Here is an 11,519-nt window from a genome sequence, read left to right on the forward strand (position 1 = left end):
CGAGGCCGCAGAGCCTTCCGGGTTTTGCTGCGGAACGCGCCGACCGATGCGTAGCCTCGATGTCCAGATGCGGACAGAGGCCAACGACACGGAAGGCGAGGCCGCGCATGAGAAAGCTCTTGGCGGGCTTGGTGGCGGTCGGCGTGAGCGTTTCGCTTGTCGGGTGTGGGACCGAGACCAAGACCGAGCCGACAACCTCGGCCCCGACGACCACGGCCCCGACGACCACGAGTGCCGCGGCGGAGCGGCCGAACATCACCGGTCCACACAAGACCATCAACGACTACATCACCGAGAACAAGATCGCCGAGACACCGTTCAAGCCAGACGACCCCGGCACACCGGATTTCGACTTCCCGTTCCCGCCGGACTGGAGTAGCGCGGGGGACAAGACGCCCGCCTGGGCCTACGGTGCCATCGTCTACGACAAGCCGGCGGACCCGGCCGATCCACCGGCCATCATCGCCATCGCGTCGAAGCTGGCCGGCGACGTGGATGCGGCCGAGATCCTGGAGTACGCCCCCGGGATGTCGCAGAACCTGCCGGACTACAAGTCGGTCATGGATCCCGAGAAGTCCACGCTGGGTGGCTTCGAGGCGATCCGGTCGGCCGGAACCTACACCCACAACGGCGAAGTGCGGGTGATCGCCCAGAAGACGGTCGTCATCCCCGGCAACGACGCATTGTTCGTGCTTCAGCTCAACGCTGACGCCCCGGAAGGGCAGAAGGACGTGGTGATCGACGCAGCCAAGATCATCGACGAGCAGACCAAGATCACCCCGTAGCGGAGACATCGACATGAAGATCCGAACCAGGGCATCCGAACTCCTGTTGGCGACTCTGTGCACCACGATGCTGGCCTCCGCCTCCCTGGCGGCGGCACCGTCGGCGATGTCGGCCCCGTGTCCGGGCGGAAGCACCCTCGACCCGACCACCGGCATCTGCTGGTCGGAGAACAGCCCGAGCAACAGCCTCGGCGGTTCGGGGAACATCCCTTGTCTCCCCGGGCGTCTGGGCCTGTGCCTCGGTGCTCTGCAGAACACGCCGCTTCCGGGTTCGGCGCTGCAGACGACCTATCCGCCCGCCGGGCCCGCACCGCGTTCAGGACCCAAGGGCACCTGGCCGTAGCCGTCTTCTCGGCCGCATCATCCACATAAAACAATCGCCGCAACCTCTTTCAAGAGGCTGCGGCGATTGTTTGGGGTAGGGGAGTGGTCAGTGGTGACCGTTGGTCTCCCCGTTGCCGTTTCGCTCCTGCTGTTCGCGCAGAGCGGTCAGTGCCTTGTGCTCGGAGGCGTGTGCGGCCTCGGTGAGCGCATCGTGCTCGACCGCCGGATCGGCGAACAGGAAGCTGCCGGTGCCCGGCGAACCGGCCGACCCGAGCTTGTTCATCCGCTTCGGCAGAGCAGCACCCTGGTACTCCAGCGGGATCGGGTGGCCGTGATCGTCGACCGGTCCCAGCGGCTGGTGCAGCTCGACGTACGCACCGTGCGGCAGGCGCTTGATGATGCCGGTCTCGATGCCGTGCTCCAGCACCGCACGGTCGCTGCGCTGCAACGAGATTGCCCACCGGTAAGCGATGAAGTACACGATGCCCGGCAGCACCACCATGCCGATACGGCCGATCCACGTGGTCGCGTTCAGCGAGATGTGGAACTTGAGCGCGATGATGTCGTTCATCGCGGCCAGGGTCAGCACCATGTAGAACGCGATCGCCATGGCGCCGATCGCGGTACGCACCGGAACGTCACGCGGACGCTGCAGCAGGTTGTGGTGCGCGTCGTCGCCGGTCACCTTCCGCTCGATGAACGGGTAGGCGATCAGCAGGCCGAAGACACCGCCCATGATCAACGCGACCCAGACCACCGCGGGGATGGTGTGCCCGAAGGGGTAGAACTCCCAGGCCGGCCAGATACGCGCCAGGCCTTCGGTCCACATCATGTAGAAGTCGGGCTGGCTACCCGCCGAGATCTGAGACGGCTTGTAGGGCCCCAGGTTCCAGATCGGGTTGATCGTCAGCAGGCCGCCCATGAGGCCGAGCACGCCGGTGATCATCGCGAAGAACGCACCCGACTTCACCGCGAACACCGGCATGACGCGCACGCCGACCACGTTGTGCTCGGTGCGGCCGGGGCCGGGGAACTGGGTGTGCTTCTGGAACCACACCAGCGCCATGTGCGCGCCGATGAGGGCCAGGATGATGCCCGGGATCAGCAGGATGTGCAGCGCGTACAGGCGCGGGATCAGGATCTCGCCGGGGAAGTCCCCGCCGAACAGCGCCCAGTGCAGCCAGGTTCCGATGATCGGCATGCCCAGGGTGATCGAGGACAGCGCGGCGCGCAGACCGATACCGGACAGCAGATCGTCGGGCAGCGAGTAGCCGAAGTAACCCTCGAACATCGCCAGGATGAGCAGCAGCGAGCCGATCACCCAGTTGGCCTCACGCGGGCGGCGGAACGCACCGGTGAAGAAGATGCGCGCCATGTGCACCATGATCGACGCGGCGAACATCAGTGCGGCCCAGTGGTGGATCTGGCGGACGAACAGACCGCCGCGGACCTCGAAGCTGATGTCGAGTGCGGACTCGTAGGCCCGCGACATCTGCACACCTCGGAGCGGCTGGTACACACCGTCGTAGGTGACGTGTGCCATCGACGGATCGAAGAACAACGTCAGCCAGACACCGGTGATCAGCAGCACGATGAAGCTGTACAGCGCGATCTCACCCAGCAGGAAGGACCAGTGGGTGGGGAACACCTTGTTCAGCTGGCGGCGTACCGCGGCCGAGGGGTGGTAACGGGAATCGATCGCATCGCCTTGTGCCGCTGCGATCTTGGCAAGGTCAGGGCTCATGATTTGCGCTCCCAGAATGCCGGTCCGACGGGCTCGACGAAGTCGCCGTTGGCGACCAGGTAGCCGTCTTTGTCAATAGTGATGGGCAGCTGCGCCAACGCGCGCGCAGCCGGACCGAATATGGGCTTTGCGAAGTGCAACGCGTCGAACTGCGACTGGTGGCACGGGCAAAGGATGCGGTAGGTCTGCTGCTCGTACAGGGACGAGGGGCAGCCCAGGTGCGAGCAGACCTTGGTGTAGGCGAACAGCTCACCAAAGTTGAAGCTCTCCTGGCCCTTCCGCTTGACCACGCGGGACATGTCGGCCGGCTTGATGCGGATCAACATGACCGGGTTGCGGACACCCATCGAGATCTCGGTCAGGTGATGCTCGGACTCGACCGTGGTCCCGTCGCCGTCAGACTCGCGCCAGGGGAAGACGGTTTCCATGCCACCGGCATCGAGATCCTCGGGGCGCATCTTGACGAACGGAGAGGAGCCGGGCCGCCCGGTCGCGCGGGCCAGGTAGATGGTCTCGCCGTGGAATCGGGGCGTCCAGCCCGAGGTCCACAACACGGCCTTCTTGCCTTCCGCGGTGGGCACCACGGGCTTCCATGGGTTCTTGATCAACCCGCCGATGAAGGCCACCAGGGTGCCGGCGCCGAACGCGCCGAGGCCGATGCCCAGCGACAAGCCGATCAGCTTGCGGCGCTTGACGGTCGAGCCCTCGAGGGCGTCGGTCAGGTTGGCCGCGATGGTCTTGCGGGCCACCTCGGGGGAACGCCCGTCGTGGCGGTCCTGGACCGAGATCTCCTCGGGGATGAACTTCTTCTGGAACAGCACCGCGCCGATGCCGATCGCCAGGATCGACAGGCCGAAGGTGAGGCCGTACAGCGGGGTGGCCAGAGAGTAGAGGAACTCGCCCTCCGAACCGAAGGGCTGGTACTCCCACGGCCAGAACAGGAAGACCAGCAGCAGCGCCAGGCCCGAAAGCCCGCCGAGCAGAAGCCAGTACGCGACCAGCCGCTCGGTGCGCTTCTCGGCCTTGGTGCCGGGGACCGGCCAGCGCGGCTCCTTGAAGATGGTCTCGACACCGTCGATCTTGCCGCCGAGCTCGACGAGCTCCTCGCGCGACATCGAGGCCAGCTCGGCGTCGCTCGGAATCTTCGGGGTGTTGTCGGTCATGCTCGTGCCCCGATCCACATTGCCACGCCGATAGCGGCGACCATTCCGATAATCCACATCGCCATGCCCTCGGGAGCGGGGCCGAAGCCGCCGAGCCCGTAGCCGCCGTAGCTGGGAGTCTCAGCCGATTCGCGGACGTAGGCGACGATGTCGCGCTTCTCTTCCGGCGAGAGCTGCCGGTCGGAGAACTTGGGCATGTTCTGCGGGCCGGTCTGCATCGCGGTGTAGATCTGTGCCGGCTTGGTGTCACCGAGGTCGGGCGCGTACTTACCGGAGGACAGCGCGCCGCCCTTGCCGGTGAAGTTGTGGCAGGACGCGCAGTTCAGCCGGAACAGGTCCGCACCGCGGGCCACGTTGGTCCCGATCAGCGATTCCTGGGCCACGGCGCCGTTCTCGTCACGGATCACCGTCGGGCCGCCGCCGTTGGCCTGAACGAACGCACCGAGGGCGTCGATCTGGTTCTCGTCGAAGTGCTCGGGCTTGGACGGTGCCTGGGCCTCACCGCGCATCGCGGGCATACGACCGGTCGACACCTGGAAGTACACCGCGGCCTCGCCGGTGCCGATCAGGCTGGGCCCGCGGTCGGGCACACCCTGCAGGTTGGCGCCGTGGCACGAAACGCACGACGTGTCGAACAGTTGCTTACCCGTACGCAGCAGCGCCGACTGCGATTCGTCGGCGACTGCGACCTGCGGTGTGGGCGTCAGCGTGGCGGCGACGCCACCTGCGACTGACAGGCCGACCAACAGCAGGAGACCTGCTGACAGTCGTCGGCGAAGTCGTCGGCGCGACTTGCTGGTCATCGAACCCCTTCTCATCGAGTCGATCATCGGCCGGCCGATCATCGGACAAAGTAGATGGTGGCGAACAGCGCAATCCAGACGATGTCGACGAAGTGCCAGTAGTACGAGACGACGATCGCCGCGGTGGCCTGCGCGGGCGTGAACTTACTCATCTTGGTGCGGGCCAGCAGCAAGATGAACGCAACAAGTCCGCCGATCACGTGCAGGCCGTGGAAACCGGTCGCCAGATAGAAGACCGATCCGTAGGCACTGCCCGGGATGGTGGTGCCGTGCTCGACCAGGTGGATGTACTCGTATCCCTGGCCCAGTACGAAGAACAGGCCCATCAGGAACGTGATCACATACCACCGGCGCAGCCCGAACACGTCGCCGCGCTCAGCGGCGAACACGCCCATCTGGCAGGTGAAGGATGACGCGATCAGAACCAGCGTCACCGGAACAGCAAGGGCCAAATTGAGTTCGGTCGGCTCGGGCGGCCAGTTGCCGCCGGCTTGCGCGCGCGCCGTGAAATACATCGCGAAGAGTCCAGCAAAGAACATGAGTTCACTGGAAAGCCACACGATGGTGCCGACACTGACCATATTCGGCCGGTTCAGCGAATGAACGCGCGACGTGATTGCCGTTCCCGAGGTACCTACAGCGCTCGTCACATCCGCAAGTATGACGCTTTGTAGTTGTCGAACTCCACCCGGGTCGAGCAATTGATCGGAAACGTGTCGCCTCGGGGACGGCTGTGCGGCGCCACGACTCCGGTGTCAGACCCGCGCAGCGATAGCATTCTGCGGTGGCTCCTGCATCTTCTCCGCTTTCCCCATCCGCGTCCGGCTCTGTGGCCGCGCCGTCGTGGCCGCTCATTCTCGGGCGCCTGACCACGGAGCAGAGCCTGCCCAACGGCTATGCGGGATGGGCCATGGACCAGATCATGACCGGGGTGGCGACCCCGGCCCAGATCGCCGGCTTCGCGGTGGCGATGAAGATGAAGCGGCCCACCTCGGCAGAGGTCGGGGAGTTGGCCGACATCATGCTGTCGCACGCCCGTCGGGTGCCGACCGATCAGATCGGGCACGAGACCGTCGACATCGTCGGTACCGGCGGCGACGGGGCCAACACGGTGAACCTGTCGACCATGGCGGCCATCGTGGTGGCGGCCTGCGGTGTCCCGGTGATCAAGCACGGCAACCGGGCGGCGTCCTCGCTGTCGGGCGGTGCCGACACCCTGGAGGCCCTCGGGGTGCGGATCGACCTCGGCCCGGACGAGGTGGCCCGCAGTGTCGCCGAGATCGGCATCGGGTTCGCCTTCGCGCCCCAGTTCCATCCGTCGTATCGGCACGCCTCGGTGGTGCGCCGGGAGATCGGCGTTCCGACCGTCTTCAATCTGCTTGGACCGCTGACCAATCCGGCCGCGCCCCGGGCCGGGCTGATCGGCTGCGCATTCGACGACCTGGCCGAGGTGATGGCCGGGGTGTACGCGGCTCGCGGCTCCAGTGTCCTGGTGGTGCACGGCGACGACGGCCTCGACGAGCTGACCACCACGACCACCAGCACCATCTGGCGTGTGCAGGCGGGAACGGTGGACCGGCTGAAGTTCGATCCCGCTGCGTTCGGCTTCAAGCGTGCCGACATCAGTGAGTTGGTCGGCGGTGACGCCACCGCCAATGCCGCCGAGGCACGCGCGGTGCTGGGCGGGGCCAAGGGACCGGTGCGTGACGCGGTGGTGCTCAACGCGGCAGGCGCGATGGTCGCCCATGCCGGGCTAGCCAGCGACGCCAAGTGGGTGCCGGCGTGGGAGGCCGGTCTGGCGCGGGCCACCGAGGCCATCGACTCGGGTGCGGCCGAACAACTGCTCGCGCGTTGGGTGCGGTTCAGCCTCCAGTTCTGAGTTCTGCTGCTGGGCCGCGGCCAGTCGGGCCGAGCGGGCGGTGGCGGCCCACTGCGCATAGCGGCCCGCCGCCCCGATCGGCGTCGTGTAGCCGGCGTCCGCGTCCGAGCCGTCGGTACGCACGATGCGCACTCCCGGTGCGGCCAGCCAGCGGGCGACGAGCGCTGTCTCCTCTACCAGCGCGCCGCCCAAAGGTGTTGCGGTGGGCAGGATTACCTGCGCGGCCGCGCAGATCGCGTCGACCACCGGCATCGGCGGCACACCGCGCTTGGCCGTGCCCGCCCCGGCCAACTGGCCGTGGCGGATCACCGCGAAATGCCAGCCGCCGTTGCCGTCCCCGCGTGCGGCCACGAGTTCGGGCAGATCGGCCAGGGCGCGCAACCGCTGCCCTCGCCACAGCGCCTCGATGGCCACCGCGGCGTGATCGCGCATCCTGGCGGCGGTCTCGTACCGCCGGGCCGCCGCCAGTTCGCCGATATGGGCCAATGCCGCCGCCAGGCCGGTGTGGTCGGTGCCGTCGATCAGCGCGGTGGCACGGTCCACGGCGGCCGCGTATCCAGCGGCCCCGACGTCCTGCGGGGCCGGGCACGGGGACAGTTCCACCTCGGGACAGCGGTGGAAGGCGGCCGCGCCGAAGCGGGCCGTGCAGGTGCGCACCCCGGTGAACCGGGCCAGCAGGATGGCGGACTGTACGGCGTCGGCCCGGGCCGAGAACGGTCCGAAAGAGGTGCGGTGCCCGGGGTTTCGCACCACCGACAACCTCGGGAAGGCTTCGTCGGTGAGGGCGACCCACCACCATCGCTGCGGGGACTTGGACCTTCGGTTGTACGGCGGTGCGTGGGCCGCGAGCAGTCGCAGCTCGCGTACCCCGGCCTCCAGGTCGTGGGCGCACTCGACATGGTCGACGACGCGCGCCAGCGAGGCCATCTCCTTCATCCGCGCCCGAGGGTCGGCGCCGGTGAAGTACTGGCGGACCCGCCGCCGCAGATCGACCGCGGTGCCGACGTAGAGCACCTCGTCGGAGGGGCCGCGGAACAGGTAGACGCCGGGCCGGTTCGGCAGCCGGTCGGCCAGGGAGCGGTTGCGGCGCTGGGCCGGCGTGACGTCGGGCAGGTAGTTCTTGAGATCGGCGAAGGTGTGGATGCCCTGGTTGCCGACCCGCTCGATCAGGCCGTGCAGGACGTCGACGGTGGCGCGGGCGTCGTCGAGGGCGCGGTGCGTGGGTGTGGTGGATGCACCGAACAGCCGGGCCAGTGCGGACAGCTTCACGCTGGGCGCCTCGTCCCGGGTCAGCACGCGGCGGGCGAGTTTCACCGTGCACAGCACCGGCGGCCGGGGCCATCCGAGCTCCGCCCGCTGCGCGGCCGCGCGCAGGAACCCGATGTCGAACCCGGCGTTGTGGGCGACCAGCACCGCGCCCCGTGAGAATTCGAGGAACGCGGGCAGGACGCTGTCGATCTTCGGTGCGTCGCGCACCATCGCCGTGGTGATGCCGGTCAGCTCGACGATCTGCGGAGGGATGGCACGGCCGGGGTCGACGAGGGTGGCCAGCTCGCCGAGTACCTCGCCGCCGCGGATCTTGACCGCGCCGATCTCGGTGATGGCGTCGTAGCCGTCGCCCGGCGCCTTCGCGGTGGCCCGGCCCCCGGTGGTCTCCAGGTCCACCACCACGAACGTGGTGTCGGCCAGCGAGACGGCGTCCATGGCCCCGTCCTGTGCGCCGAAGCCGAAGGCCAGCTGCTCGGCGTCGGCGATGTTGCGCTGGCCCATGGCGATGACGGTAGGTACCGGCACCGACAACCTGAGGTCGCCACGCCCGGGCTCGCCGGGTCTTGTCGGTACGCGGCGATACGGTGCGCGCAACACCGATCGAGAGGACGGTCAAGATGAGCGGAGCGTGGCGGGACAACTGGTCCTATGCCGACGAACCCTGCCCCGACGAGCCGGACACCGGCAGCGTGACCATCGACTGCGACGATTGCGCGGTACGTGGGCCGGGATGTCAGGACTGCGTCGTGAGTGTGTTGCTCGGAGTCCCGGAAACTTTGCTGGATGACGAGCGTCAGGCGTTGGAAGTGCTCGCTGACGTGGGCCTTGCTCCGCGATTGCGACTCGTGCCTATTCACCGGAACGGAAGATCTGGAGTCGCCTGACGACACGCGTCGCTTCGTGCACAGGAAAATATTCCGGGTGGGCTGTTAAATTTGCACCTTCTGTTGGACAAGCCCGATGCCGTTTCGTAACCTATCTGAGACCTAAGAGCAGTTCGAGGCGGCTCGCCATCGCCAGTTGTGAGGACAAAAACTTGAGGCACGAGCGCGCGCACCGGCCCACAAGTCGTGTCAAGCGACCCATTGCAGGTGCAATAGCGGGCTTGATCTTGATACCAGGGTTCCTGGCAGTGAGTTCGCACGCCGATCCCGGTGATGATGCCCTGGCAAAGCTCAATGAGCTGTCCCGTCAGGCTGAGCAGACCACCGAGGCGATGCACTCCGCGCAGCTGGATCTGAACAACAAGCTTGCCGCACAGGAGAGTGCGGAAAAGAAGCATGCCGACGACACCGCGGCCGTCGATGACGCCAAGTCGCAGCTGGCAATCTTTCAGACTTCGGTCAACAAAGTAGCTGCCGCCCAGTACATGGGTGGTCGCACCTCCGGTGTGGACGCGATCCTGACGGCCGGCTCACCCCAGCAGCTGATCGAGCAACTCGCGGTGCAGCGGGTGATGGCGACCGAGATGTCGGCGCAGATGAAGAGCTTCCGTTCGGTGGGCGAAAAGGCCGCGTTGGCCGAGAAGGAGTCGGCGAAATCGGCCGACGACGCCAAGACCGCCGCAGAGCAGGCCGCCGCAGTGCGCGCGGACCTGCAATCCAAGCAAAGCCAGCTCCAGGTACAGATCGCGATCGTCAAATCGCAGTACCAGGCGCTGAGCCCGGCCCAGCGGGAAGCGATGACGGCCCTGCCGCCGACCCCGCCGGTGCCCGCGCCCGAGGCGTTGCCGCCTGCGCAGGATCCCGCCATTTTGGCTGACCCGCCGAACGGGATTCCGCCCGGCGATGTCGCCCCGCCGGAGGGCGCACTCCCGGATGGGGGCGGTGGCCATTCCGGCACCGTCATCCAGGCAGCGCTGAGCCGGATCGGCTCGCCGTACTCCTGGGGCGCTGCCGGTCCCAGCTCCTTCGACTGCTCCGGTCTGGTGATGTGGGCGTTCCAGCACGCCGGCATCTCGCTGCCGCACTCGAGCCAGGCCATGGCCCGCGGCGGTCAGCCGGTCTCGGCCGATTCGATGCAGCCCGGTGACGTGGTGACGTACTACTCCGACGCCTCCCACGTGGGTATCTACATCGGTGACGGGATGATGGTGCACGCGTCGACCTACGGCACCCCGGTTCGGGTCGCCCCGGTCAACAATGCGCCGATCTACAACGTCCGTCGCTACTGAGAAGTCCGTCGGTATCGAGCGCCCCGACAGCGGGGCGGGTTTCACCCTGACGCCGTACCGGCGTCTGCTGCTGGCGGTATTCCTGGTCGAACTCGCGCTGGCAACGGCGCTGTTGTGGAGATCCTCGCCGGTCCCACCTTCGTCCCCGCCTCCGGCCGCGTCGTCGACCGTCACCGGCGCACCTGCCGTCCCGCAACCCGACCCGGTCACCACGCTGGTGCTGCCCGACGGGCGCACCGCCCGACTACTGGCCCTGGGCGGACCGCAGTCGCAGGCCCTGCTGAGCCGCCTCGGCTCCGAACTCGGTGAGGCGGCCGCCACGGTGACCGCATTCTGGGGTCCGGACTGGCCGCGAGACATCGAGATCGCGGTCGCGGGGTCCGATCAACAGTTCCGGGTGCTGGCCGGCGGAGCCCCCGACATCGCCGCGACCACCACCGCACAGCGGATCATGTTCGCCCCCGGCGCCGCCGACATGAGCCCGGCCGCGCTACGAATTGTGTTGCGCCACGAACTGTTCCATTACGCCGCCCGGTCGGCGACCGCGGCCGATGCACCGCGCTGGCTGACCGAGGGTGTGGCCGACTACGTCGGCCGGCCGCCCACCGCGGCACCCGCGCAGGCCGCGGAGCTGGCCCAGCTGCCCACCGATGCGGACCTCGACACACCCGGTGCCGCCCGCAGCCTGGCCTACGACCGGGCGTGGTGGTTCAGCCGCTACGTGGCCGACGCCTACGGGGTTCCGAAGCTGCGTGAGCTGTACCTGCGCGCCTGCGGAGCCGGTCACCCGGATGTGGCCACCGCGGTACGGGAGACGCTGGGCGCAGATCTCGACGCAGTGGTTGCCGGTTGGCGTCACTGGCTGACCGGATAGCCTGTCGCCGATGGGGAGCACACGGAGCGCAGCCGGATCGCGCATGGACAGTCAGCCGCGATGACGCGGGTTTTGTTGGTCACCAACGACTTTCCACCGCGTCGCGGCGGTATCCAGTCGTACCTGGAGGCGTTCGTCGGTGAGTTGGTGCGGGACGGCTCGCACGAGCTCACGGTGTACGCGCCGAAATGGAAGGGCAGCGCGGACTACGACGCTGCCGCCGGGTACCGCGTGGTGCGGCATCCCACTTCGCTGATGGTGCCCGAACCGACCGTGGCGACGCGCATGCAACGGTTGATCGCCGAGAACGACATCGAGACGGTGTGGTTCGGGGCGGCCGCGCCGCTGGCGCTGCTGGGCCCGCTGGCCCGGCGAGCCGGTGCCAGGCGCGTGGTGGCGAGCACCCATGGCCACGAGGTCGGCTGGTCGATGCTGCCGGTGGCGCGCAGCGCATTGCGCCGCATCGGAGACGACGCCGACGTCGTGACGTTCATCAGCCGCTACA

10 protein-coding genes and 2 pseudogenes are annotated in these 11,519 nt (G+C 67.7%); 7 read left to right on the forward strand and 5 right to left on the reverse strand.

All coding sequences use genetic code 11. From position 1 onward, the window contains the following. The first annotated feature begins 107 nt into the window (after positions 1-107). Both lpqN and TX88_RS30165 read left to right on the forward strand, forming a co-directional pair. The gene (lpqN, locus tag TX88_RS30160) at positions 108-785 is read left to right on the forward strand and encodes an envelope biogenesis lipoprotein LpqN (protein ID WP_044523622.1); all 678 of its coding nucleotides are present in this window, start codon (positions 108-110) and stop codon (positions 783-785) included. Positions 786-798: 13 nt separating this feature from the next. Beyond that, positions 799-1,128, forward strand: coding sequence for a hypothetical protein (locus TX88_RS30165; protein WP_044523627.1), 330 nt, complete (start codon positions 799-801; stop codon positions 1,126-1,128). An 87-nt stretch (positions 1,129-1,215) separates the two neighbouring features. Here TX88_RS30165 and qcrB read toward each other — a convergent pair whose 3' ends face one another. From qcrB to ctaE, 4 genes are read right to left on the reverse strand one after another with little or no spacing between them, the layout of a single operon-like run. Continuing rightward, complete coding sequence (gene qcrB / locus TX88_RS30170; RefSeq protein WP_044523629.1) at positions 1,216-2,853, reverse strand: cytochrome bc1 complex cytochrome b subunit; 1,638 nt, start codon at positions 2,851-2,853, stop codon at positions 1,216-1,218. Beyond that, a complete protein-coding gene (qcrA, locus tag TX88_RS30175; protein WP_044523632.1) occupies positions 2,850-4,016 on the reverse strand; it encodes a cytochrome bc1 complex Rieske iron-sulfur subunit in 1,167 nt (388 codons plus the stop codon). Before qcrA ends, qcrB begins: the two co-directional genes overlap by 4 nt. Next, positions 4,013-4,819, reverse strand: coding sequence for a cytochrome bc1 complex diheme cytochrome c subunit (gene qcrC / locus TX88_RS30180; RefSeq protein WP_084622319.1), 807 nt, complete (start codon positions 4,817-4,819; stop codon positions 4,013-4,015). The genes qcrA and qcrC overlap by 4 nt, the downstream gene beginning before the upstream one ends. 38 nt (positions 4,820-4,857) lie before the next feature. Next, positions 4,858-5,469, reverse strand: coding sequence for an aa3-type cytochrome oxidase subunit III (ctaE, locus tag TX88_RS30185; RefSeq protein ID WP_082940089.1), 612 nt, complete (start codon positions 5,467-5,469; stop codon positions 4,858-4,860). 134 nt (positions 5,470-5,603) lie between these two features. On the opposite strand from ctaE, the gene trpD reads away from it, so the two are divergent. After that, entirely contained in the window at positions 5,604-6,698 is a 1,095-nt protein-coding gene (trpD, locus tag TX88_RS33610; RefSeq protein WP_084622267.1) for an anthranilate phosphoribosyltransferase, read from the forward strand. On the opposite strand, the pseudogene TX88_RS30200 reads toward trpD, so the two are convergent. Further along, positions 6,636-8,468: pseudogene (locus TX88_RS30200) on the reverse strand (DEDD exonuclease domain-containing protein); the annotation flags it as partial. The gene trpD and the pseudogene TX88_RS30200 overlap by 63 nt on opposite strands. Before the next feature lie 116 nt (positions 8,469-8,584). Between TX88_RS30200 and TX88_RS33615 the strand changes: the two are divergent. The 4 genes and pseudogenes from TX88_RS33615 to pimB form a co-directional block, all read left to right on the forward strand. Next, on the forward strand, positions 8,585-8,851 hold the full coding sequence (locus TX88_RS33615) for a hypothetical protein (RefSeq protein ID WP_084622269.1): 267 nt from the start codon (positions 8,585-8,587) through the stop codon (positions 8,849-8,851). 152 nt (positions 8,852-9,003) lie between these two features. After that, positions 9,004-10,140, forward strand: coding sequence for a peptidoglycan hydrolase RipC (gene ripC, locus TX88_RS30205; RefSeq protein WP_044523640.1), 1,137 nt, complete (start codon positions 9,004-9,006; stop codon positions 10,138-10,140). Next, the gene (locus tag TX88_RS30210; RefSeq protein ID WP_084622271.1) at positions 10,109-11,014 is read left to right on the forward strand and encodes a peptidase; all 906 of its coding nucleotides are present in this window, start codon (positions 10,109-10,111) and stop codon (positions 11,012-11,014) included. Before ripC ends, TX88_RS30210 begins: the two co-directional genes overlap by 32 nt. Before the next feature lie 60 nt (positions 11,015-11,074). Further along, positions 11,075-11,519 (forward strand): annotated as a pseudogene (gene pimB / locus TX88_RS30215) (GDP-mannose-dependent alpha-(1-6)-phosphatidylinositol monomannoside mannosyltransferase); the annotation flags it as partial.

This window comes from Mycolicibacterium septicum DSM 44393, assembly GCF_000455325.1.
In the GTDB taxonomy this organism is placed as follows: Bacteria; Actinomycetota; Actinomycetes; order Mycobacteriales; family Mycobacteriaceae; genus Mycobacterium; species Mycobacterium septicum.

What these genes read in the sequence shown, in the direction of transcription:
- lpqN (WP_044523622.1), top strand. Translation starts at nt 108, where the DNA reads ATGAGAAAGCTCTTGGCGGGCTTGGTGGCGGTCGGCGTGAGCGTTTCG.
- TX88_RS30165 (WP_044523627.1), top strand. Translation starts at nt 799, where the DNA reads ATGAAGATCCGAACCAGGGCATCCGAACTCCTGTTGGCGACTCTGTGC.
- qcrB (WP_044523629.1), bottom strand. Translation starts at nt 2,853, where the DNA reads ATGAGCCCTGACCTTGCCAAGATCGCAGCGGCACAAGGCGATGCGATC.
- qcrA (WP_044523632.1), bottom strand. Translation starts at nt 4,016, where the DNA reads ATGACCGACAACACCCCGAAGATTCCGAGCGACGCCGAGCTGGCCTCG.
- qcrC (WP_084622319.1), bottom strand. Translation starts at nt 4,819, where the DNA reads ATGACCAGCAAGTCGCGCCGACGACTTCGCCGACGACTGTCAGCAGGT.
- TX88_RS33615 (WP_084622269.1), top strand. Translation starts at nt 8,585, where the DNA reads ATGAGCGGAGCGTGGCGGGACAACTGGTCCTATGCCGACGAACCCTGC.
- TX88_RS30210 (WP_084622271.1), top strand. Translation starts at nt 10,109, where the DNA reads ATGCGCCGATCTACAACGTCCGTCGCTACTGAGAAGTCCGTCGGTATC.